Consider the following 22,971-nt stretch of genomic DNA (forward strand, 5'->3'; position numbering starts at 1 on the left):
ACTCGCCCCGCCGGGTCAGTTTTCAAGGACCTGGGAGCCGATCCTCAGAAGGTCGTGCGGCCGCCCGAGGTGTCGAACGTCGACGCCGTCGTGAACGAGCACTCTTCGGAGGCCATGAAACACACGGTCGCAGCGCTCTCATCGACGATACCCAGACGGCCCATCGGAATTTTCGAGCGCATGTAGTCTACCTGGCTCGGCGGCAGTTGCGCCAGGATCGGCGATTCAAACGTCGCCGGGGTCAGGGCATTGACGATGACGCCCTTGGTCGCCAGTTCCTTGCCCAGCGACTTGGTAAGGCCGATCACGCCGGCCTTTGATGCTGAATAGGCCGAAGCGTTCGGATTGCCTTCCTTGCCGGCCACCGAGGCGACATTGACGATACGGCCGTAGCCGTTATCGAGCAGGAACGGAATGACTTCGCGGCAGCAATAGAACAGGCCGTTCAGATTGATGTCCATGACTTTTTGCCACGAGTCGAGCGGGAACTCCCACAGCGGCACGGTGGCGCCAGTGATGCCGGCCGAATTGATCAGGATGTCGATCTTGCCCAGGATCTCGTGACTGGCCTTGGCAGCGGCCGCCACCGAAGCATGGTCCGATACGTCCACGGCAACGACACCGACGGCCCCGGTCTCGACCCTCGCGGTTTCCAGCGCGTCAGGATTCAGGTCCCACAACACGACCTTGCCGCCTTCGGCCGTGATACGCGCGGCCGCGGCCTTGCCCAGGCCCGAACCGCCGCCGGTGATGATAGCGCCGCGGCCCGCAAAACGTCCGGCGTAAATCATGCCAGGATCTCCAGGCCTGCCAGCGAAAACGGCACCACAGTCTGGCGCTGCTCTCCCAGTTTCGAGATCCCCAGATGCATGGTGTCGCCGGCGTTGAGATAGATGGGCGTGGGCTTCTTGCCTTCGCCGACGCCAGGTGGTGTGCCGGTGATGACCAGGTCGCCCGGTTGAAGGGTGATAAAGCGCGAGATGTACGAGATGCAGTGGGCGACATTGAAGATCAGAGTCTTCGTGTTGCCCGTTTGCATGCGGCTACCGTTGACGTTCAGGAACATGTCGAGGTTATGGACGTCGCCGACTTCATCGGGTGTTACCAGCCACGGGCCTGTTGGCGCAAAGGTGTCGCAGCCCTTGCCTTTGACCCACTGGGTGCCACGTTCCTTCTGGAAGGCACGTTCCGACACGTCGTTGACCAGGACGTAGCCGGCGACGTGCGACAGGGCCTCGGACTCTTCGACATAGCGGCAGGTCTTGCCGATGATCAGGCCCAGTTCGACTTCCCAGTCCAGCTTGGTGGCGTCGCGCGGCTTCATGACGTCGTCATTGGGGCCAGTCAGCGAGGTGATCGCCTTGGTGAAGAAGATCGGTTCGGGCGGGACGGGCAGGTTGGATTCGGCAGCGTGGTCGGCATAGTTCAGCCCGACGGCGATGATCTTGCCGATATTGTTGACCGGCACGCCGTAGCGCGGCGCACCCGAAACGACGGGCAGGGCGGCGATATCGAGCGCTGTGAGTTTCGCCAGTTGTGACAGGCGCACGGTGTCCGGGGTCAGGTCGGAGATCACGCCCGACAGGTCGCGGATGTGGCCGTCGGAATCGACGAGGCCGGGTTTTTCGGAGCCCTTGGGGCCATAGCGGCAGAGTTTCATGGAAGTCGTCCTTAGGAAAGATGTTTGAACCACGAACCGCACGAACGGACACGAACAAGAAGGAAAGTTCGCGCGAAGCGCCTTCATGTGTCGAATTCCCTGCGGGCGGTAGGCGCGTGCCTTCGTTCGTGTCTGTTCGTGTGGTTCGTGGTTGAATCCTTAATGCATATACGGGCGGTACAGCTTGACGTCCGGATTGAGCTCAACGCCGAAGCCGGGCTTGTCCAGTGCCGAAACATTGAGGCGGCCATTGACCGGTACAGGTTCACCAAGCAACTGCGGATGGAACATCGGCGCGACGTGGTCGGCCTTGGGCGCCATCATCAGGAACTCGGCGAACGGCGAGTTGTGGCGCGTAATGACGAAGTGATACGAGTAAACCGACGAACCATGCGGTACGACCATGATGCCGCGCGCATCGGCCATCGCCGAAATCTTGAGCAATTCGGTCACGCCGCCGCACCAGCCGACATCGGGCTGGATCAGGTCGCAGCAGTCCATCTCCATCAGCATGCGGAAGCCCCAGCGGGTGGCCTCGTGCTCGCCGGTGGTGACCAGCATGCCGGCTGGGACATTCTTCTTGAGCTGGGCATAGCCCCAGTAATCATCCGGTGAAATGGCTTCTTCGATCCACTTCAGGCCATGCGGCGCGCAGGCGTGGGCCAGCCGGGTGGCGTAGTTCACGTCCAGCGCCATCCAGCAGTCGTACATCAGCCAGAAGTCGTCGCCGCATTTCGCCCGCATGTCGGCAAGAAGCTCGACATTCTTCTTCAGGCCTTCATCGCCTTCCACAGGTCCGTGTAACAGCGGGAGTTTGCCGCCGATAAAGCCCATCTGCCTGGCGAGATCCGGCCGGGCGCCCGTTGCGTAAAACTGAAGTTCGTCGCGTACGGCGCCGCCCAGCATGTGATAGACGGGTTCGCCGCGCAGGCGCCCCATCAGGTCCCATAGCGCCAGGTCAACGCCGGAGATGGCGTTGACCACAATCCCTTTGCGGCCGTAATATTGCGACGCGAAATACATCTGGTCCCAGATGGTCTCATAGTCGAACGGGCATCTTCCTTCCAGGAAACGGGCAAAGTGCTTTTCGACCATATAGGCGGCCGGCTCACCGCCGGTTGTCACGGCAAAACCGGTGGTGCCGTCTTCGCATTCGATCTCGACCACCAGCGTGCCGAGGACGTTGATGCCAAAGGACTTGCGGCTCTGGCGGTATTGCGGATAACGGCCCATGGAGGTGGCGATGTGGTTGTCTATCCAGTGCCCTTCGCCCTGGTCGTGATAGTCGGCTCCGCCACCGCCTTCACCACCTTTGATCACAGATGCGCGAATTTGCTTGATTTTAGAATATTTTGACATAGTCTCACCATTTGGGACATTTTTTGGGGATTCGGCCTTCTTTTCGTCCCACAATTTACATTTGAGTTCTAAAGAATGAAACCAGCAGCGTCAACGGCGATTTTGCCCGAAGGAGGCGACGAGGGCAGCGGTCCGAAGACCCTGGCCGGTGCGCAAACGCTTGTCCGCGGCCTGGACGTACTGATGGCGGTTGCCGACAGCGGCAAGACCTTGCCGGAGCTCTCCGAAGCCCTGGGCCTGACCCGCTCGACCACGCACCGCCTGGCCACCACCTTGGTCGAGCAGCGCTTTTTGAACTTCACACCGCGCGTGGGTTATAGTCTCGGGCCGCGTCTGCTGGAACTGGGTTATCTGGCTTCGCGCCAGATGAACCTGGCCCGTGTCGCCCATGACGACCTGGTCAACCTGGCCAAGCAGACCGGCGATACGGTGCACCTCGGCATTCTCGATAACGGCCGGGCGCTCTATCTCGACAAGGTGCTGGGCACGCGACGGATCGAGATCAGTTCGCGCATCGGCGAACGCCAGCCCTTGCGTTCGACGGGTATCGGCAAGGCGCTTTTGCTCGACGAGCCGGAAAGTGCCTTACGCGCTCTCTACGCCCGCGAAGCCCGCGACTATCCCGGTTATGGTGTGGCGGAAGGCGAATGGCTGGACCGCATGCGCAGCTACTCCCAGGGCGGTTATGCTCTCGATCTGGAAGAAAACGAAGACCGGATCCGCTGCGTCGCAGCCCCTATCCGCGACGCCGCCAACCGCATCATCGGGTCGATAAGCGTGTCTTCGGCGGCGCAATATATGAACGACGTCCGCATGAAGGCCCTGACACAGGATGTCCTGACCGCCGTGCGCGCCATCTCCGCCGAGTTCGGCTGGAACGAGAAACATTTAAAGTAAGCGGGGAAGCAAAAATGCTTTTGGAAGGACAAAAAGTTCTGATCACGGGAGCGTCGCGCGGTATCGGGCGGGCGACAGCGGTCATGTGCGCGCGCCATGGTGCCGATATCGGTCTCAACGTCTATCGGGACCCGGACGCCACCGCCGAAGTGGTAGCCGAGATCGAGGCCCTGGGGCGCAAGGCGTTCGTCTATGACGGCGATGTTGCCGATGCCGATTCGGCGCCGGCGTTTGTTAAGGGCGCGGCCAAGGCGCTGGGTGGGGTTACGGCTTTCGTGTCCAATGCCGGCATCTGCCCGTTCCACAGCTTCCTCGACATGCCGCAGGACGTCTTTCTGCGCACGCTGAACGTCAACTACAGCGGCGCCTATTACATGTGCCAGGCAGCGGCCAACCAGATGGTCGCACAGGGGCAGGGTGGCTCCATCATCGCCGTCTCATCGATCTCGGCCCTGGTCGGCGGCGAGATGCAAACGCACTACACCCCGACCAAGGCCGGGGTGCATTCGCTGATGCAGTCCACTGCGATCGCCCTGGGCCGCTATGGCATTCGCTGCAACTCGGTCATGCCGGGCACTGTGGCCACCGACATCAACAAGGACGACCTGGCCGACCCCGCCAAGCGCGAATACATGGAAAAGCGCATCCCGCTCGGGCGCCTGGGCCATCCGGATGACATCGCCAAGGTGGTGGTGTTTCTGGCATCCGACCTCAGCGGCTATGTCACCGGCGCCTCGGTGCTGACCGACGGCGGGCTGTTCGTGAACCTGCAATAGGCTTGGCTGTTACGCTCAAAGCCTTCGGGCGAAACCCTTCGTAGGTCTATAGCCAGACCGCTGACGGATCACTACAGAGGAAAGGCGTGCCCCCCTCTTCAAGAGACGCCTTAATGCCCAAGCCGAAGATCCTGATCACCCGTCCCTGGCCTTCCGGCGCACAAGCCTATTTGCAGGCGCGCTACGACGTCACCGTCAATGATGCCGCCCCCTTGACGCCGGCCCAGCTCGGCGAAGCGATGACGCAGTATGATGCTCTGTGTCCGACCGTCACCGACAAGCTGACGGCCGAAGTCTTCGCCACGCCTGATGCCCGGGTGAAGATGATCGGCAATTTCGGTGCTGGCTATGAACATATCGACATCGCTGCCGCCACGTCCGCCGGCATCACCGTCTCCAACACACCGGACGTCCTGACCGAGGCCACGGCCGACATCGCTTTGATGCTGATGCTGATGGCGTCGCGCCGCGCCTCCGAGGCCGAACGGCAGCTGCGCGGCGGCGGCTGGAAGGGCTGGGGTGCCACTGCCCTGATGGGCCAGTCGCTGCAGGGCAAGACCCTGGGCCTGGTCGGGTTCGGCCGCATCGCCCAGGCGACGGCCTGCAAGGCGCACACGGCGCTCAATATGAAGATCGCCTATTTCAGTCGCCGCCGGGCCGCGCCGGAAACAGAAGCCACCTACAACGCCCGCTATGTCGCGTCCCTGGACGAACTGGCGGCGCAGGCGGACGTGCTGTCGCTGCACACGCCAGGCGGGCCGGACACCCACCATATGGTGAACCACCGCCTGCTCAATCTGATGAAGCCTTCGGCCATACTGATCAATACGGCGCGCGGGTCAGTGGTCAAGGAAGACGACCTGGCCCAGGCCCTGGCTGCCGGCACCATCTGGGCGGCCGGCCTCGACGTCTACGAACGCGAGCCGGTGGTCAACGCGGCACTGCTGCCGCTGAATAATGCCGTCCTGCTGCCGCACCTGGGCTCGGCGACAGTGGAAACGCGTGAGGCCATGGGCATGCGCGCGGCGCGCAATGTCGATCAGTTTTTTGCCGGAGAGACGGTCGGTGACCGGGTCGCTTGAGCGTGTCCATGCCTCAGTCGTCCTGTGGAGCACGCCGGGACGGCCGTTCGTCCTGGGACTTTGCGGCGCCCAGGGTTCGGGGAAATCGACCCTGTCCGTCGCCCTCAAGCAAAGATTGGAAGGCGAGGGGGCCAAGGTTGCTCTGATCTCGCTTGATGATCTGTACCTGGCACCGCAAGATCGGCCGGTCGCTATCCATCCCCTGTTTGCCACCCGCGGCGTGCCGGGCACGCATGATGTGGCCCTGGGAGTGCAGGTGTTCGACGATCTGATCGCCGGGCGTGAAACCGCTCTGCCGCGCTTCGACAAGGCCAGTGACAGTCCGTTTGCGCGCGAAGTCTGGCCTGTGGTGACGGCGCCGGACGTGATCATCTTTGAGGGCTGGTGTGTCGGAGCACAATCCCAGTTCGACGGCGAACTGAGCGCTGCGGTCAATGCGCTGGAACGCGATGAAGACCCCGACGGAGTGTGGCGGCGCCACGTCAAGGCTCAGTTGGACGGGCCTTACCGCGACCTGTTCCGTCGAATCGACCGCCTGGTGCTGCTGGCGGCCCCCGGTTTCGAGGTCGTCCAGTCGTGGCGGACGCAGCAGGAACACGACCTGTCCCGCATGTTGGAAAACGAAGGCCGAAGCGGCAGAAAAGTCATGGCCGACGCTGAGATTGCGCGTTTTATCCAACACTATGAACGGCTTACACGCTATATCCTGCGCGAGATGCCGGGACGGGCCGATCTGACCCTGCATCTGGATGCCGACAGGGGTTTGCTATGATTATTTCCGCCGCCACCGATTACCGCGAAGCCGCTCGTCGCAAGTTACCGCGCTTCCTGTTCGATTATCTCGATGGTGGCTCCTATGCAGAAATGACCCTGCTCGCGAACGTCGACGACCTTTCGCGCCTGGCCCTGCGCCAGCGCATCCTGAAAAACGTCGCCGACGTGTCGCTGGAAACCGAATTGTTCGGCGAGAAACTGGCCATGCCGGTGGCGCTTGCGCCGGTGGGCTTAGGGGGCATGTATGCCCGCCGCGGCGAGGTCCAGGTCGCCAGGGCTGCCAAAAACGCCAACATCCCCTATATCATCTCGACGGTCTCGCTGTGCCCGCTGAAGGAGATCGTCGAAAAATCCGGCCACAATGTCTGGTTCCAGCTCTATGTCCTGAAGGACCGTGGTTTCATGAAGCACGCCCTGGAGCGCGCCCAGAGCCTGGGCGTGTCCAAACTGGTTTTTACGGTCGACATGCCGGTGCCGGGCGCGCGCTATCGTGACAAACATTCGGGGATGAGCGGCGACTTCGGCCCGATCCGCCGCATGGTCCAGGCGATGTTCAAGCCGCAATGGGCGTGGGATGTCGGTGTGCGTGGCACGCCGCATGATCTCGGCAATGTTTCGGACTATCTCGGCAAGGCGACAGGCCTGGAAGACTATATAGGCTGGCTGGGGGCCAATTTCGATCCGTCGATCTCATGGCAGGACCTGGAATGGATTCGCGATATCTGGAAGGGTCCGATGATCATCAAGGGTATACTCGATCCGGAAGATGCGCGCGATGCCGTGCGGTTTGGGGCCGACGGCATTGTGGTGTCGAACCACGGCGGCCGTCAGTTGGACGGCGCTTTGTCGACGACGCGCGCCCTGCCGGCGATTGCTGATGCGGTGGGTGACGACCTGACCATCCTGGCCGATTCCGGCGTGCGGACAGGGCTGGACGTGGTGCGGATGCTGGCCCTGGGCGCCAGGGGCGTGCTTTTGGGCCGGGCCTATATTTATGCTTTGGCGACGGGCGGCGAGGCGGCGGTGAGCAACCTTTTGGGTCTGATCGACAAGGAAATGCGCACAGCCATGGCCCTGACCGGCGTGACGCGTGTGGATCAGATCAATGAGGGCCTGCTGGCCGAGCGGGTGAACCGGAATTTGTAGGATGCGGCGGCCGTCTGTTCGTCCGTCACGCCGATGACGCCCTTAACCCTGAGGCCCTTACTTTCTGCCAGAGCGTGATGGCTTTAGGCAGAATCGCCATCCCGCTATAAATTTCTGTTTTATAAAGCAATTTTTCCGAAAACGGGAGCGCCCGTGCGGGTGCGTCACACTTTATCGGATTGCGCTCTCGTATTTATTTCAGCGGCGAGTAGTCTGTGGGTTTCATCTGAACCGAGACAACACCGCCGGTGGCGGCGAGGATCGGGCCGTCCTTCTCGCTGTCGGCGGCGACCTTCTTCCAGGCCTCGTCAGCACCGAAGGCGGCCCAGGCGGCGTTGCGCGCGTCCTTGTCGGGGTAGGCCATCAGGTAGACCATCTTGTTATCCATCCCCGGCTGGTCGCCGGTGGGGCGCCAGTAGAGCATGTTGGTCATTTCGTGCTTCCTGAATATGCCCAGCGTATGGTCGCGGAAGCGGGTGTGGAGATTTTCCAGCTTGCCTGGAAGGGTGGTGTAGGTACGGAGCTCGAAGTAGCGCGGCGGCGTTGCCGGCGTGAGGTCCAGCGCCGGGGCGTAATCGGTCGGCACCAGAAACAGGCTCTCGACCTTGGCGGTGAGAGCGCCATTGGCCTGGCTGGCGCTGTAGACCCTGGTCCATTCCGGGTCGCTGTCGAAAGCAGTCCACGCGGTGTCGCGTGCGGCGCGGTCCTTGTAGCCCATGATATACATAAGGCGGTGATCGTCGGGATTTTCCGGATGGAAGAAGGCGATCGGCATCATGCCGTGCTTGCGGAAAAGGCCGATCGTGTGATCGCGGAAGCGGGCATCGAGTTCGGGCATCTTGCCGTCGGCTGCCGTGTAGACGCGCAACTCGTAGAGGCCGACAGGCGGCGGCGGGAGACTTTCGCTGCGGGTTGCCCAGGCGCAGAGAAGGGCCATTGCGGCGACGGCGATGGCGACGATCGCGGCGGCGCGGCGGGAAACTGAAACGTAACCTGTTTTGGCAAGGGTCGTCATGTTTCCCACCTGTCTTCGCGCCGGTAGATCGACCTGTAGTGGCCTGGACCGTAAAGTAGCTGATCTAACCGATAATCTATGCGCCGCATACTGTCTTTAGATCTCTACCATTTCTCCATTGTGTCGCGTGGTAGGGACTCTACGGAAGAACGATACGCATTTGCCTCGTCGCGGCAAAGTCCTGACGTGAACACGATGGCGCGCATCAAAAGTTAACTCTTCATTTAAATTTGACGTTCCCAAAACCAGTTTCCTGCCTGGACGTTGGGGCGATATTCGAGCTTCAGGGCGGCCCCCAATACACCCTCGCGCGTGATGGGCTTGACGGCCTTGTCGTCATTCAGCACGCGCGACACGGTCTTCGCCGAAATGCCGGCCAGGTTGGCTATGTCGTCTATAGTCGCCATATCTTGAGAGCTGGAAGTGTTTTGACGGAATCAAAGATACGCTCTAACTTTTTGTTTCGTCGCGCAACTTTTTCCAAAAACGGGAGCGCCCGTGCGGGTGCGTCACACTTTATAGAATTGCGCTCCAACGCATCGATCCCAAAATTCAAAGAGCTTTGAAGGCGTCTATCCACTGGGGCATGCAGGATTGTCACACGCGGACACAAAACAGGACACAACATCGGGCCAATTTTTGACATCGATGCCAAATTTCTTGACATAGGTGCGGCAATTTGTAACACCCAATGTCGGAACGTATCGACTCGTTACCGTTCAATATGAAGTTGTGTGGCGGCATCGTCAAGTTAGTTAGTTAGATATAACAAAGGGTTGACCCATTTGTTGCATTCGTTGGTTTTTGTCTTTTTGGGCGAACATTCAGCGATCAGTCAATGGCGGACCCAGGACCCACAAGACATCCGGAAATCGACAGTCCCGGATTCAGACGGCAAAAATCATCACGGGCACGAACCACATGGCTTCGGGCTTAGGCAGTAAGGAGTTCCTAAAGCTGGCATTGCGTGGAGTGCTGTCGGGCGTGCCGTTGACAGCGCTGTCAATGGCGGCCTTCGCTCAGGATGCAGCGCCTGAGGCGGCAGTCGCACCGGCCGAGAAAATGGCCAATGTGAACTACGTGTGTCACAATCGCGCCACGGTTGGAACACAATCCAAAATGTCCGACTTTTATGCTTGAAAGTATGTGACCGCTATCATAACCTCGTTTCGTCACATCGCGTGGGCGTCACAAAAAGTGCTGATGTTGGGAAGACAGGGCGCCGGTGCGTGATCGATAAAAAAAATCTACAGGGCGTCTCCCGCTTGCGGGAGGCTTAATGATCCTCAGGCCAAAGAAGCCGAGGCAGGGAGACTTAAAATATGAAAAACACAAGGGACAAATCCGTTCAAAATTGGGGCGGAACGTCGTCGCGATCTCGCCTGGGCAGAATTCTGCTGGGAACCACGGCCATCGCGGCTGCACTGCTTTCGAGTGCCGCTTATGCGCAAGATGCGGCGCCCGCTCCCGCCGGTGAAGCCGCCGCGCCACAAGATGAAACGACCGTTATTGTCGTCACCGGCATTCGTGGCTCTCTCCAAACCGCTGCGTCGATCAAGCGTAAAGCGTCGACCTTTGTCGATTCCATTACCGCGTCGGACGTTTCGTCTCTGCCGGATCTGTCGGTCGCCGAAGCCCTGCAGCGTGTTCCCGGCGTGACCGTCACGCGCTTCACAACGGGCGGCAGCCCTGACTTCCCGTCGCCCGAAGGTCGCGGTAACCTGGTCCGCGGTCTGGGTTTCGTGCGTTCGGAATTCAACGGCCGTGACGCTTTCACGGCCAATGCGGGTCGTGCTCTGGACTGGTCCAGCATCCCACCCCAACTCGTCGGCGCCGTTGACGTTTTCAAGAACTCGTCGGCCGACCTGATCGAAGGCGGTATCGGTGGCACGATTAACCTGCGTACGCTGGAACCCTTCGACCGCAGGGGTTACTTCGCCTCGGTCTCGGCGGATTTCAACTATGGTGACCTGGCCAAGAAGTGGTCGCCCTCCTACAACGCCATGATCGGCAATCGCTGGCAGACGGATATCGGTGAATTCGGCCTGATGGGCTCCTATTCGACCTCGAAGCTGCTGTCGCGGATCGAAGGCTGGCAGCAGCCTGCGCCGATTCCGCGCGTTGTTGGCGCCAATGGCAACAGCACGGGTGAGCGTCTCACCTCCCTGCCTCGGACGACCACTGACCCGATCGCCGGCGCCATGCTGGGCTTCCAAATGCGGACCAACGACGTCGATCGTAATCGTGACAGCTTCTACATCGCCGGGCAATGGAAGAATGACAATTCCCGCCTGACCGCTAAGTACGTCCGGGTCGACAACGAGACCCAGGGCATCGAGCGTACGCTCGAATCCTTCCCAGGCGGTGGTAACAATCAGAATTACGCTATTACCGGTGCCAAGTACAATACCGGTTGGTCTACCCCGGCCCTGAACCTCTGTAATGACCCGAACGCTGACGGCGGCGCAAATCCACCACGCGGTCAGGACTACTGCGAAAACACCTTTGCAACGACAGCCGGCCTGATGGAGTCGGGAATTATCTCCCATATGGACGACTCATGGTTTGGTGCCTATGGCCTCCATGTTGACGTCCTGTCGATTGGTAAGACCGAGAAGTCAACGACAGAGGACCTGAGCCTGAACTACAAGTGGCGTCCGACAGACCGTCTGTTTGTCGAACTCGACGCCCAGCAGACCAAGGCGACAGCCTCTGTTGACGAACTGTGGGGTGGTACCACCACTGCTGCTATCGCATATCTGGAACCTGGTCTGGACGACCCGCGCGTTCGTTTGACCGTTGATCCGCGGACACAGTTCAGCACTGCCTTCAACGGCAACGGCGGTTACGTCTCTGCGCCGATTACCGGCACGGACGATCCCGGCAATACATACTGGAAGTTCAACTCGCAGGGCCATCAGCGCGGTACGGGGGAATTGACGGCCTTCCGCGCCGATGTCCAATACGACTTCGAGGATAATGACTGGTTCAAGTCGGTGAAGTTTGGTGTCCGTACGTCCGAACGTAGTCAGGTCAACAAGCAGGCAGACCTGAACTGGGGTGGCATCGGACCGCGTTGGGGCAATGTCGGTCTCGGCACACTGGCGGCGATGGATTCCAAGCTGTATGAGACCATTGACTTCGCTGACTTTTATCGTGACTCCGGCGTACTCATGACGGATCAGGGCGGCCAGACCAAGTTTTCGGTCATCAGTTCTGACCTGTTGCTCAGTCCAGAGGCCATGCTGCGCTTCATGCAGTCCGATAGCCGTCTGTCAAACCCCGATGGTACGCTGAAGACCAACTGGGCCACGCAACTGGATGCGAATTATCAGCCCATCTTTAACGATGCCAACGTCTCGAGCATCACCGAGACGACCAATAACGTCTATCTGATGGCCAACTTCGGTCATGAGTTCGATAATGGCATGTCGATTGATGGTAACTTTGGCGTACGCTACAGCAAAACCAATCTGGATTCGGCTGGCTTCCTCAGCTACCGCTCGTTCGATGCCGATCCGCAAACGGCTTCGACGGTGCAAAATCCCCGTACGCCGGATGCCGAAAGCCGCGACTCCGTGCAGGACTTCTTGCCCGAAACGACAAGGTTTCTGTGCCCTGGCCTGGGTACTGACATTCGCGTGGCATGCCCGCAAGGCCAGATCGGAAAGTATGAAGCGCAAACCGTCGCCGTCGAAGACGAACACTGGCTGCCTTCTTTTAACCTGAAGTGGAACCTGAACGAGGAGATGCTGATTCGTTTCGGCGCCAGCAAAAACATCAGCCGTCCGAATATCCAGGACATGCGTGCCGGCCAGCAACTGCGTGCTGTCGTCAGCCGTGCAGCTTTCCCGGTCATCCCGAGATGTACCCCGGAGCCCTGCGTTCAGGATCCGTTGTTCGGTGTTGACCGCGGTGCATCGTCCTTCTCGCTGGAACAGATCCGCATCACGGGTGGTAACCCCAACCTGTTGCCGACGACCTCAGTCAACTACGACCTGTCATGGGAGTGGTACTTCCAGGGTGGTACGGTTTCGACAGCCTTCTTCAAGAAGGAACTGAAGAACATCATCCAAAGCGGCGACGAGACTGTGGGTTCCATGACCCTCGATGGCAAGACGGTCAGCGTGGTGTATGGTGGCCTGGTCAACCAGGACACGGCCGACATTCAAGGTTTCGAACTGTCCTATCAGCAGTTCTATGACTTCTTGCCTGGCTGGTTGTCACACCTGGGTATGCAGGCCAACTTCAGCTACATCGACGCAAGTGCCGCGCCACCGCCGCCCTTCGTCGACGCTGATGGTGATGGCGCGGCCGACGCTTTCGGCACCATCTATCGCTTCGGTGTCAACAACCTGCTGGGTCAATCCAAGTACATTGTGAACCTTGTCGGTATCTATCAGGACGACAAATGGGAAGGTCGCCTGGCTTACAACTGGCGTGATGAGAACCTGACCACCTACCGTGACTACATCACCGGTGGTCCGATCTTTAACTCGGCAGTTGGTTTCCTTGACGGCTCGATCAAGTATGACGTGAACGATAAGCTTCAGGTTGCCTTGAACGCGTCGAACCTGCTCGACACCAAGAACAAGGCCGAAGCGCAAATCAGCGCTGATGGTCAACGCGTTGATCGCTTCAGCTTCCTGAACGACCGCCGCTTCGTGTTCAGCGTTCGCTACCAGTACTAAGGTGCACAACGCATGATGTCCGGCAAGGGGTGGGAAATACACCCACCCCTTGTTTGGTCATAGTCCGTACATATTTACGTTGAGTAGACGCGGGTAAGCGCCGCTCCAGAGGGCCTTTTTCCTGGGGGCCTTTTGGATCAGGCCGTCTGATCGGGCGCTTTATTCGGTGATCTGTTGCGTCGTGGTCAAAGCCGCGTTGTCAACCGGCAAGAAGGAGTTCCACAATGAAGAAATTTCTGACCATCGTGGCTTCGGCCATAGCCATAAGCGCAGTTGGTAACCTTCCATCTGGTGTTATGGCGCAAACGTCTATCTACCAGCCTGCCGACGCAACGGGTGGTGCGGGTTACACCTCAGCCCCTATGGGCGATAATCGTTATGTTGTCGTCTTCACCGGCGAAGCACGTACAAAAAAGGCACTTGCTGCGAACTATGCCTTGCTGCGCGCGGCGGAATTGACGGCAGAATCCGGCTTTGAGTGGTTCGCCGTTCTCAGTTCCACGGTCAAAAGCATCGAGCGAGGCGGCGAAGATGATATTGCGTCGCGTACAGGCTCCTTTATTGGTAACACCATGTCTGCGACGGGCAGCGTCGGCGGTTCGGGCTCAGGTCCGGCGGGTGGCAACAGTGCCGGGGGCGGTGACGGCAATGTGCAAATGGGCCCTTCCACAGGCGGGTTCGGCGGCGGTGATGTTCCCCCTTCGGTTCTCGAACGTTGGAAGCCCAAGAAGGTTGTTCAGGCAGCTCTGATTATCCAGATGGGCAATGGTGATGAAGCCAAGTTCGAAGGCGTCAAGAAACAGCCGGATATCTTCGATGCCAAATCTACAATCGAAGAACTCCGCGCGTCGGTACAATAAAGCGGCAAAAAGGTTTGTTGCGCCAGGTCATTTCAATGGCTTGGCGCACAGCAGCTCACAAATAGTGTGGCGGATATTGTGAGTATTACGTGTAATTGGGATTCGATTGGGTGCAGTCCGCACATCTTTCGATTGGCGCTTTATGCGTTTGAATACTTTAAATACGCGCTTCTCAATGTCGCAATGCAGTAGTTAACGATTTCAGATATACATTATACTTGTTGACTTTGAGTTTATATGAGTTATAATGACTGAGGCTTCAATTCTTCTCCCGAAAAATTGTGCCAGAACGACCTGGGGCGTCGCGCCCGAGAAACGCGGCGCCCTTATCACGTTTTCACCGGTCACATCCAAGCTACGAACCGGTCGCCGTGAGCTATATCCGGCGCACTATGTTTATGAGTCTGCTCCAGCGCCGACGGCAAGGCGACGCGTCGGTACACTGCACGGCCCCCGGCAGGTGGGTTCAATCCCTCATGAGTTTGGTCGTTATGGCGCAAATCATTGTATAGCTATATTCCAGGCCAGGCCGACACTGTGGCAGAGAGGACCCCGAGCATGAGCGATAATCCCCAGGCAATTAAAAGCATATGCATTGTGGGCGGTGGTACGGCGGGCTGGATGGCGGCATCCGCCCTGGCGCACGAATTCAAGAGGCTGCCGATTGCCATTACTCTGGTGGAATCCGAAGAAATCGGCACGGTTGGTGTTGGTGAAGCTACCCTGCCTCACATCCGTAATTTCAATACGGCCCTTAACATAGACGAAGTCACCTTCATGAAGGCGACCGAAGCGACCTTCAAACTCGGCATCGAGTTCTGCAACTGGGGCCGCATCGGCGACCGTTATATTCATCCGTTTGGCGACTACGGCGAGAAGATCGACGGCATTCCCTTCTATCAGCATTGGCTGCGCCTGCAGAAAAGCGGCCTGGCGTCTCGTCTTGACGACTATGCCTTTCCGACTTCTATCGCTGAAGCCAACCGTTTTCGCCACCCCTCGACCGACGCGACCCGGATCGAATCGACCTATGGCTATGCGTATCAATTCGACGCGACACGCTACGCCGCCTTTCTGCGTCAGTTCGCCGAGGCACGGGGCGTCGTCAGACGACAGGGCAAGGTCGTTGATACGCGACTGGACGCCGAAACCGGCCATGTCGCTTCGCTGACCCTGGACAGTGGCGAGGTTGTTGCGGCCGACCTATACGTAGATTGTTCCGGTTTTCGCGGCCTTCTCATCGAGCAGGCGCTGAAAACGGGCTATGAGGATTGGAGCCAGTGGCTGCCGTGCAATCGGGCCTTGGCCGTGCCGTGCGAATCGCGGGGCACATTGACACCGTACACGCGCGCGACAGCCCTCGAAGCCGGCTGGCAATGGCGGATCCCCTTGCAGCATCGAACGGGCAATGGCTACGTCTATTGCAGCAGCTTCATCAGCGATGAGGACGCCAGTCGCCGCTTGCTCGGCAATCTGGATGCGCCGGCCCTGGCCGACCCGCGTCAGCTTTATTTTACGACTGGCCGACGCAAGAAGCTCTGGAATCACAATGTCGTGGCCATCGGACTTGCGGCAGGCTTCCTGGAGCCGCTCGAATCGACCTCGATCCATCTGATTCAGGAAGGCATCAGTGAATTGCTGCATATCTTCCCTGACAAGAGATTTCTCCAATCCGACATCGACGAATACAACCGGCGTATGGGGGTGAATTTCGAACGGGTGCGTGACTTCCTCTTATTGCACTATGCGGCGACCCAGCGTGACGACACTGAGATGTGGCGGCATTTTCGCAACCTGAAACTTCCCGACAGTCTGGACGAAAAAATCCAGATATGGCTTACACGGGGGCAACTCATCCGCTACGAGTTCGGCGTTTTCTTGCCACCAAGCTGGGTTGCCGTCATGTTGGGGCAGAACCTGCTACCGCGTCATTATGATCCGCGTGTCGACCGGATGCCGCACGACAGATTGGTCCAGAGTGCCGAAGGCTTAAGGCGGAGGGTGAACGCCGCAGCTTCGGCGACACCCGACCATAAGGACTATATCCGCCAAATGGGGGCGGCGTCCGACACTGGCCCGCTGGTCGCGCAGGCAGGTTAACCCATGGCAACATCTGATACATCGCCTGCGCATTCTGCAGGCCGTCACATTGTGGTCTGCGGCAGTGGTTTGGCGGCTCAGCAGGTTTGCGCCGCCCTGGCGCCTTATCTTTGCGACTCGCTCGGCGTGACCTGGATTGCGGGTATATCGAGCGCGGATAGCGACTTTCTTTATGGCAACCTGGCACCGCCCACGGCCTACGATTTCAATCTGTCGCTGGGGGTCTCCGAGCCGGAGCTGATCCTGAACAGCGATACGACCTTTTCATACGGAACGCATGTCACGAACTGGGGCGCGCTTAAGCTGAACTGGGTTCAGGCTTTTCATCAGCCTTTGCCGGTACTGGAAGGCGCGACGTTCCAACACTACCTGACGCAACAAGGTCAGGCGGCACTGGAGCCATTTCTGGTATCGGCTGTGGCGGCACGACGCGGCGTCTTTGCCCACCCGCCTGAAGACCCTGCCCACCCGTTGTCGCGGGCGGAATACGGCTATCACTTTGACGCCACGGCTTACGGAGCCTTGTTCGAACTTGCTGCCGCAAATGGCGGCGTGCGAAAGGTCGCGGCAGATGTTTCCGCGATTGATGCCGTCGATGGCGCCATTAAAGCCATTCATCTGAGCAATGGCCAGACCCTGACGGCCGATTTGTGGATCGACGCTACGGGGCCTCAGGCAACACTTCTGTCGCAGATCGGCGGGGTGCGTCACAGCGCCGATCTGCGACAGAAGCGTCGCCTTTGCGTCTCTCTGACACGCATGGAAGCGGAAACGCCTGGCCCGGCTGTTACGACTGTCAACGGTACGTCTTATGGCTGGCAGGCAAAGACCGCCTTACGCACCTCCACCCTCATGCTGACGACCAGCGATCCGGACTCGGACCTGGAGGCACAGGCTGTGCCTGAGACGGCTCCGGTACGGTCGGCGACCGTCGACATCGGCTTTCGCGACATCGCCTGGGTCGGTAACTGCGTCGGCATAGGGCACGCGGCCTGTGTGGCGGAACCCCTGACCATCGCGCCCATACTCCTGCTTCAGCGTGATATCGAACGCCTGCTACCCCTGTTGCCGGTTTCTGACGACCTGTCGGTTGAGCGCCGTGAGTACAATCGCCAGGCCCTGGCAGATTATGTCCATGCCGACCTGTTCATGCGCGCCCTGTTCGAGACGCAACCCGTGGAGGGGTCTCTCTACTGGCGTGACGCCACCCGTACACCTGCCGATGAACGCCTCGCACGCAAGATCGAACAGTTTGAAAGCCGCGGTCTGCATGTCGCTTACGATCTTGAACCGTTCGGTCCGGAAGACTGGCTCATTCTTCATTACGGAATGGGCCGCAGGCCGTTACGGTATGATCGCATTGTTGATGGCGCGGACAATGCCAGGATCAGGCAATATTTTGAGTCACTTCGCAGCAACATCGACAGTGTGATCCGATCCATGCCACCGCACGGAACCTATCTGAACGGTCTGACCAACTATCTTCGACAAACTCAAGGGTGAGGCATGACCTCGTATATAAAGAAGATCGTCATTCTGGGCGGGGGATCCGCAGGTTGGATGACAGCGGCGGCACTGTCCAGCCAACTCGACCCGAAATTCGTATCGATCACCCTGGTCGAGTCTGACCAGATTGGGACGATCGGTGTCGGCGAGGCGACCATCCCTGAGATCATCAATTTCAACCGTCACCTCGGCATTCGCGAAGACGAGTTCATGAAGGCGACCCACGCCACCTTCAAGCTGGGCATCGAGTTCGTCGACTGGGGGCGCAAGGGCGATGCCTATATCCATCCGTTCGGCGGCCATGGCGTCGATATGAATGGTTACGAGTTCCACCAGTACTGGCTGCGCAGCCGCGCCGACGGCAACGCGTATCCCATCGACGCCTACAGCATGTCCGCGGTGGCTTCCCGCCAAAACCGGTTTGACCTGCCGGGAACGACAAATTCTCCGCGCAGTCATATTCGCTACGCCTATCATTTCGACGCCACCCTGTATGCGCGCTACCTGCGCACCTATGCGGAGGCGAGGGGCGTGCGCCGTGTCGAAGGCAAGGTCGAGGAGGTTCTGCAGGCGCCGGAATCGGGAGACATCACCGCGCTGCGGCTCGACACGGGCGAGACGATCAACGGGGAACTGTTCTTCGACTGCACAGGGTTCAGCGCGCTACTTATCGGCAAAACCCTGGGCGTTGGTTATCATGACTGGAGCCACTGGCTGCCCTGCGACTCGGCACAGGCCGTGCCTTGCGCCCATGCCGGTCCGCTTTTGCCGTACACGCGCTCGACGGCCCGGACTGCGGGCTGGCAGTGGAGGATCCCGACCCAGACGCGCACCGGCAACGGCCATATCTACAGCAGCGCCTTCATGGAGGACGACGAAGCCACCGCGATACTGCTCACCAATCTTGACGGCGAGGCCATGGCATCACCTCGTCAAATTCGCTTCAAGGCCGGGCACCGCCACGCCTTCTGGAAGAACAATTGCGTCGCCATCGGCCTGTCGGCGGGTTTTCTTGAGCCACTGGAATCGACCTCGATCTATCTGATCCAGGAAGGCATCAGCCGCTTCATCGCCCTTTTCCCGGACGCTTCGCTGCCCGAGGTGGTGCGCAAGGAATATAACCAGCACATGCGGACCGAGTTCGAGCAGGTGCGTGACTTCATTATCCTGCATTACAGTGCGACCGAACGCGACGACACGCCGTTCTGGAACTACTGCCGCACCATGAGCATCCCCGATAGCCTGAGTCACAAGATCGAGTTGTTCCGGACGGCAGGTCGGACCTACGCCTATAGGGAGGAACTGTTCGGACGCCCGAGCTGGATTGCCGTGTTCCTGGGCCAGGGCATCATGCCGCGAAGCTTCGACCCTGTGATCGCCATGCTGCCATCTGATACAGTCATGGACAGCCTGGACTCCATGCGTCGGGCCATGCACGCCGAGGCGGGCCGCATGCCGACCCACGCTGCCTTTCTGCAAAGCTACTGTCCCGCTGCGCGGGCCTGATTTTTACCCCAACCGCAAAGCCACATCATGCAAGATATGAGAATTCGCAAAGTTGTTATTGTCGGCGGTGGGACCGCCGGATGGATGGCGGCCGCCGGTATGTCGAAACTGCTGCCAGCCAACCAGGTTGCCTTCCAGGTCGTCGAATCCGAAGCCATCGGCACGGTCGGCGTCGGTGAAGCGACCATCCCGCATATTCTTTACTTTAATCGCCTCTTGGGGCTCGACGAAAACGAATTCGTCAGAAAGACCAATGCTACCTTCAAGACTGGCATCGAATTCGTCAACTGGGGACGGCTTGGGCAGAGCTATATCCACCCCTTCGGCCCCTACGGCGCCCCTATGGACGGCATCCACTTCCACCATTTCTGGCTGCGTTATGCGGCCATGGGCAAGGCGCCGCCGCTGGAGCGGTACAGCCTGATGATACAGGCCGCACGGGCCGCCAAGTTTCAGCGGCCGGACCTGTCCAAGGCCAATTCCGCGCTAAGCCTGATTGCCTATGCGTTCCATTTCGATGCCAGCCTTTATGCACGTTTGATGCGCGAGTGCGCTGAGGCCCGGGGGGTGACCCGGACGGAAGGCCGTATCACGAATGTGGTCCAGGATCCGCACTCCGGTAACGTTCAAAGCGTCGTCCTGGAAACCGGCGAGGTCATCGAAGGCGATCTGTTCATCGATTGCTCCGGATTTCGCGGGCTGCTGATCGAGCAGACTCTCAAGGCGGGGTATGACGATTGGAGCCACTACCTGCCGTGCGACCGTGCCGTTGCACGGGCATGTGAGCGGGTCGCGGATCCGATCCCCTATACGCGCGCCACAGCCAAGTCATCGGGCTGGCAATGGCGCATCCCTCTCCAGTCGCGAACGGGTAACGGCCATGTCTATTCCAGTGCCTACATATCCGACGAAGCCGCGCTGGACAGCCTCAATGCCGATCTGGATGGCGCCCCCCTCACGGAGCCGAATTTTCTGAGGTTTACAGCTGGCATACGCAGGACCCCCTGGAAGAACAATGTCGTGTCCTTGGGACTGGCGTCGGGTTTCCTGGAGCCGCTGGAATCGACGTCGATCCACCTGATCCAGACGGCCATCGCCCGCCTGATGACCAACTTTCCAGACAAGACCTTCAACCAGCCGGACATCGATTATTACAACCGTCGAACCCGGCTGGAATATGAACAGGTCCGCGACTTTATCATTCTGCATTATAATGCCACCGCGCGCGACGATAGTCCGTTCTGGAACTATTGCCGGACCATGGCGATACCACAGACGCTTGCAGACCGTTTGGCCATATTCCGGGAGAATGCGCGGCAATACCGTCACGACAACGAACTGTTCAATGAAGTCAGTTGGCTGGCCGTCATGCATGGCCAGAATATCGAGCCGAAGCGATACCACCCGATCGCAGACATGATCTCGGAGGAGGAACTCGTGCGCCGCATGACACATTTTGAGGACGACGTTACGCGGTCGCTCGCGATGATGCCCGGCCATCAGGCCTATATCAACAGGCATTGCAGTAGTTCGTCGGCAATCAACCATGACAAACACCCGCTTAAACTGTAACAGCATGGGAAAAAGCATGCGGGGTCGAAAACACAGGGACAGGCGAAGCACCGGGACAGGCGCAATATTCCCCAAACGTTTCAGACGTGTAGGGAATAGTGGGGCTCCTCACGTATTTCGATTCACGCCTGCCTTGTCACGGCAATCTCCTGACGTGAACACGATGGCGCGCATCAAAAGTTAACTCCGTAATTAAAGCGCATCCCAAAATGTGTGACGCACTTTTTGGATTAAGATGCGCGTAAAAACAAAAACTTAGAGCGCCGATCCGATTCTACCAGATTGAAACGCGCTCGAATACCAAGCCTCATAAAGAATGACGCTTGGTATTCGCATTTTTTCAGCTCAAACGCCGGACTAGGCGCCCCCCATGGCTCCTCGCATAAGCTCGGGCGCCCCAGAAACGTACGCAGTCGCGCTTGCCAACCCACGATGAGTCAAGATTTTCGCGGGTTGATATAAGTTAAACGTTCTCAAAACGAATCTCCTGCCCGTGCGCTGGGCGGACATAGCGTCAGGGCCTGATCTTGACCGACACCTGGATCAGGGTCTGGTGCTGGCGTTCGGCCACAGACTGAGTCTGTCGTGACGGCCGCCGGCTGTCAATGTGGACCGCCTCCACGCCCAGGGACAAGTGATCATTAAGGGGTTTGATCCAGGCCACGGTTACGCTGCGTCCCTTTTCGTTGTTGTTGTCGATCTGCATCCACGAACGGTCTGTCACTTTGAAAGAGTCGGCACGCAGCGACAGCGTTGAGGCGTTGTCAAAGGCGTGGCTGAGCATGATATAGGCTGCGTCAAAGCGAATATCGACGGCCTCGCGGTCGGCGTTCACCAGGCCTCCCATCTGGGTTGTGCCGGTCAGCGCCTGGCCCAGAAGCGTGTTGCCAGGGCTCAGCTGCGCCTGAAACCCGCCTTCGACCAGTCGGGTTGCCCAACCGTACTGTCCGTTCTCTACAAGGGTGGTTTTTCCAGGATTATGCAGGTAGCTCAGGTGGAAGGCGATGAGGGACGGCGGACGCCAGTCCAGACGTACATAGTGTCCGAGGCGACCGTCGACTTCGACAGCGGGGCGACTGATCGTTGCCTGCTGCGTAAAGACGGTGTTGAAGCCACTGACGTTGCCGAGCGGCAAGGGCAGTTTGGAATGCCCCGTCGATATCAGGTCGTGCTGCGCCCAGCCACGGAAAGCCAGCAGGGTTCCCGCCGTGTCGCTGGAGCCATAGAGTCCAAGGGTCGCACCCAGGCCGTGCTGGCGCCAACGGCTCTGGACATTGGCTTCGACACCATCGACCAACAGTTCTTCGCCGACCCAACTGTTTATAACTGACGGTGTCAGTGTGCGCGTCAAAGTCCAGCCCGGTCCGTCATGTTCCTGCGAGAGGGGGGCGAACATCCGGCCCACGCGCAGACTAAAGCGCGTGGCTGATGTCGGCACGGGTTTCCATTTGATATAGGCTTCGCTGATATCGATGGACGGGTTGGCGTCCGGTGCGCCCTGAACAAAGACGTTGGCGATGATCGTGTCGGAGAAACGCGGGGTCCACAACAAGACCGCCTGGGCGATGGCGATGTCCGATGTATCTCCCCCCGTTCGCAGCTTGCCGAAACCGCCGTCGAGCCAACTGCGTTCACCATCAACCGATCTCGCCCGGATATCGACCCAGGTCGAATAGGTCTGCGGGCCGAACAGGTCCATCGACTGGCCGTGGGCGGTACCGGCAGCGGCGGTGGCGAGGATCGCGGTAATCAAAAAAGGGAGCTTCGACATCGGCAAAACCTTACCGCCCGGAGGCAAATATAAGGTTAAAACCCTCTGGATCGTGGAATCTGCCGACGTTCGTAAGGCAAATTGCAGTTCAGATGTCGGGACCGTTCTTATACCAACCCGCGGAAATCTTGACTCATCGTGGGTTGGCAAGCGCGCCAAAGAACGTTCTGGGGCGCCCGAGCTTATGCGAGGAGCCATGCGGCGCTTGAGCTGAAAAAAAGGGAATACCAAGCGTCATTCTTTATGAGGCTTGGTA

17 protein-coding genes are annotated in these 22,971 nt (G+C 59.1%); 11 read left to right on the forward strand and 6 right to left on the reverse strand.

Features of this window, described 5'->3' with window-relative positions; genetic code table 11:
• Positions 1 to 44: 44 nt before the first annotated feature.
• The 3 genes from ABAC402_RS32705 to rhmD all read right to left on the reverse strand — a co-directional run bounded on the left by ABAC402_RS32705 (position 45) and on the right by rhmD (position 3,019).
• Complete coding sequence (locus tag ABAC402_RS32705) at positions 45 to 791, reverse strand: SDR family NAD(P)-dependent oxidoreductase (RefSeq protein ID WP_023450038.1); 747 nt, start codon at positions 789 to 791, stop codon at positions 45 to 47.
• Positions 788 to 1,660 carry a fumarylacetoacetate hydrolase family protein gene (locus tag ABAC402_RS32710; protein WP_023450039.1) on the reverse strand — a complete coding sequence of 291 codons (873 nt, stop codon included), beginning with the start codon at positions 1,658 to 1,660 and terminating at the stop codon, positions 788 to 790. The genes ABAC402_RS32705 and ABAC402_RS32710 overlap by 4 nt, the downstream gene beginning before the upstream one ends.
• A gap of 159 nt (positions 1,661 to 1,819) precedes the next feature.
• Positions 1,820 to 3,019, reverse strand: coding sequence for an L-rhamnonate dehydratase (gene rhmD / locus ABAC402_RS32715; RefSeq protein WP_031235706.1), 1,200 nt, complete (start codon positions 3,017 to 3,019; stop codon positions 1,820 to 1,822).
• A 75-nt stretch (positions 3,020 to 3,094) separates the two neighbouring features.
• Here rhmD and ABAC402_RS32720 point away from each other — a divergent pair, with 75 nt between their 5' ends.
• From ABAC402_RS32720 to lldD, 5 genes are all read left to right on the forward strand, one after another.
• On the forward strand, positions 3,095 to 3,916 hold the full coding sequence (locus ABAC402_RS32720) for an IclR family transcriptional regulator (RefSeq protein WP_031235707.1): 822 nt from the start codon (positions 3,095 to 3,097) through the stop codon (positions 3,914 to 3,916).
• Between the two features lie 14 nt (positions 3,917 to 3,930).
• The gene (locus ABAC402_RS32725) at positions 3,931 to 4,692 is read left to right on the forward strand and encodes an SDR family NAD(P)-dependent oxidoreductase (protein WP_023450042.1); all 762 of its coding nucleotides are present in this window, start codon (positions 3,931 to 3,933) and stop codon (positions 4,690 to 4,692) included.
• Between the two features lie 113 nt (positions 4,693 to 4,805).
• The gene (locus tag ABAC402_RS32730; protein WP_023450043.1) at positions 4,806 to 5,774 is read left to right on the forward strand and encodes a D-glycerate dehydrogenase; all 969 of its coding nucleotides are present in this window, start codon (positions 4,806 to 4,808) and stop codon (positions 5,772 to 5,774) included.
• Complete coding sequence (locus ABAC402_RS32735) at positions 5,758 to 6,546, forward strand: kinase (protein ID WP_023450044.1); 789 nt, start codon at positions 5,758 to 5,760, stop codon at positions 6,544 to 6,546. The genes ABAC402_RS32730 and ABAC402_RS32735 overlap by 17 nt, the downstream gene beginning before the upstream one ends.
• On the forward strand, positions 6,543 to 7,694 hold the full coding sequence (gene lldD, locus ABAC402_RS32740) for an FMN-dependent L-lactate dehydrogenase LldD (RefSeq protein ID WP_023450045.1): 1,152 nt from the start codon (positions 6,543 to 6,545) through the stop codon (positions 7,692 to 7,694). The genes ABAC402_RS32735 and lldD overlap by 4 nt, the downstream gene beginning before the upstream one ends.
• A gap of 193 nt (positions 7,695 to 7,887) precedes the next feature.
• On the opposite strand, the gene ABAC402_RS32745 is transcribed toward lldD, so the two are convergent.
• A complete protein-coding gene (locus ABAC402_RS32745; protein ID WP_023450046.1) occupies positions 7,888 to 8,709 on the reverse strand; it encodes an NIPSNAP family protein in 822 nt (273 codons plus the stop codon).
• A gap of 224 nt (positions 8,710 to 8,933) precedes the next feature.
• Positions 8,934 to 9,116 (reverse strand): LacI family DNA-binding transcriptional regulator, encoded by a 183-nt coding sequence (locus ABAC402_RS32750; RefSeq protein WP_023450047.1) that lies wholly within the window; start codon positions 9,114 to 9,116, stop codon positions 8,934 to 8,936.
• Positions 9,117 to 10,031: 915 nt separating this feature from the next.
• Between ABAC402_RS32750 and ABAC402_RS32760 the strand changes: the two genes are divergently transcribed.
• The 6 genes from ABAC402_RS32760 to ABAC402_RS32780 all read left to right on the forward strand — a co-directional run bounded on the left by ABAC402_RS32760 (position 10,032) and on the right by ABAC402_RS32780 (position 20,944).
• Positions 10,032 to 13,400, forward strand: coding sequence for a TonB-dependent receptor (locus tag ABAC402_RS32760; protein ID WP_023450049.1), 3,369 nt, complete (start codon positions 10,032 to 10,034; stop codon positions 13,398 to 13,400).
• Positions 13,401 to 13,624: 224 nt separating this feature from the next.
• A complete protein-coding gene (locus tag ABAC402_RS0120390; protein ID WP_031235709.1) occupies positions 13,625 to 14,260 on the forward strand; it encodes a hypothetical protein in 636 nt (211 codons plus the stop codon).
• 558 nt (positions 14,261 to 14,818) lie between these two features.
• The gene (locus ABAC402_RS32765; protein WP_031235710.1) at positions 14,819 to 16,360 is read left to right on the forward strand and encodes a tryptophan halogenase family protein; all 1,542 of its coding nucleotides are present in this window, start codon (positions 14,819 to 14,821) and stop codon (positions 16,358 to 16,360) included.
• Positions 16,361 to 16,363: 3 nt separating this feature from the next.
• On the forward strand, positions 16,364 to 17,863 hold the full coding sequence (locus tag ABAC402_RS32770; RefSeq protein ID WP_235079973.1) for a tryptophan 7-halogenase: 1,500 nt from the start codon (positions 16,364 to 16,366) through the stop codon (positions 17,861 to 17,863).
• Between the two features lie 3 nt (positions 17,864 to 17,866).
• Positions 17,867 to 19,372, forward strand: coding sequence for a tryptophan halogenase family protein (locus ABAC402_RS32775; protein WP_023450053.1), 1,506 nt, complete (start codon positions 17,867 to 17,869; stop codon positions 19,370 to 19,372).
• Positions 19,373 to 19,399: 27 nt separating this feature from the next.
• Positions 19,400 to 20,944, forward strand: coding sequence for a tryptophan halogenase family protein (locus ABAC402_RS32780; RefSeq protein ID WP_023450054.1), 1,545 nt, complete (start codon positions 19,400 to 19,402; stop codon positions 20,942 to 20,944).
• Positions 20,945 to 21,458: 514 nt separating this feature from the next.
• Here the strand turns inward: ABAC402_RS32780 and ABAC402_RS32785 are convergent.
• Entirely contained in the window at positions 21,459 to 22,715 is a 1,257-nt protein-coding gene (locus ABAC402_RS32785; RefSeq protein WP_023450055.1) for a hypothetical protein, read from the reverse strand.
• Positions 22,716 to 22,971 lie beyond the last annotated feature (256 nt).

The sequence above is a fragment of the Asticcacaulis sp. AC402 genome (assembly GCF_000495835.1).
Lineage (GTDB): Bacteria > Pseudomonadota > Alphaproteobacteria > Caulobacterales > Caulobacteraceae > Asticcacaulis.

Bases quoted from the DNA above. Each gene is read 5' to 3' on its own strand.
- ABAC402_RS32705 (WP_023450038.1), bottom strand. From the start codon at position 791: ATGATTTACGCCGGACGTTTTGCGGGCCGCGGCGCTATCATCACCGGC.
- ABAC402_RS32710 (WP_023450039.1), bottom strand. From the start codon at position 1,660: ATGAAACTCTGCCGCTATGGCCCCAAGGGCTCCGAAAAACCCGGCCTC.
- rhmD (WP_031235706.1), bottom strand. From the start codon at position 3,019: ATGTCAAAATATTCTAAAATCAAGCAAATTCGCGCATCTGTGATCAAA.
- ABAC402_RS32720 (WP_031235707.1), top strand. From the start codon at position 3,095: ATGAAACCAGCAGCGTCAACGGCGATTTTGCCCGAAGGAGGCGACGAG.
- ABAC402_RS32725 (WP_023450042.1), top strand. From the start codon at position 3,931: ATGCTTTTGGAAGGACAAAAAGTTCTGATCACGGGAGCGTCGCGCGGT.
- ABAC402_RS32730 (WP_023450043.1), top strand. From the start codon at position 4,806: ATGCCCAAGCCGAAGATCCTGATCACCCGTCCCTGGCCTTCCGGCGCA.
- lldD (WP_023450045.1), top strand. From the start codon at position 6,543: ATGATTATTTCCGCCGCCACCGATTACCGCGAAGCCGCTCGTCGCAAG.
- ABAC402_RS32745 (WP_023450046.1), bottom strand. From the start codon at position 8,709: ATGACGACCCTTGCCAAAACAGGTTACGTTTCAGTTTCCCGCCGCGCC.
- ABAC402_RS32750 (WP_023450047.1), bottom strand. From the start codon at position 9,116: ATGGCGACTATAGACGACATAGCCAACCTGGCCGGCATTTCGGCGAAG.
- ABAC402_RS32760 (WP_023450049.1), top strand. From the start codon at position 10,032: ATGAAAAACACAAGGGACAAATCCGTTCAAAATTGGGGCGGAACGTCG.
- ABAC402_RS0120390 (WP_031235709.1), top strand. From the start codon at position 13,625: ATGAAGAAATTTCTGACCATCGTGGCTTCGGCCATAGCCATAAGCGCA.
- ABAC402_RS32765 (WP_031235710.1), top strand. From the start codon at position 14,819: ATGAGCGATAATCCCCAGGCAATTAAAAGCATATGCATTGTGGGCGGT.
- ABAC402_RS32770 (WP_235079973.1), top strand. From the start codon at position 16,364: ATGGCAACATCTGATACATCGCCTGCGCATTCTGCAGGCCGTCACATT.
- ABAC402_RS32775 (WP_023450053.1), top strand. From the start codon at position 17,867: ATGACCTCGTATATAAAGAAGATCGTCATTCTGGGCGGGGGATCCGCA.
- ABAC402_RS32780 (WP_023450054.1), top strand. From the start codon at position 19,400: ATGCAAGATATGAGAATTCGCAAAGTTGTTATTGTCGGCGGTGGGACC.
- ABAC402_RS32785 (WP_023450055.1), bottom strand. From the start codon at position 22,715: ATGTCGAAGCTCCCTTTTTTGATTACCGCGATCCTCGCCACCGCCGCT.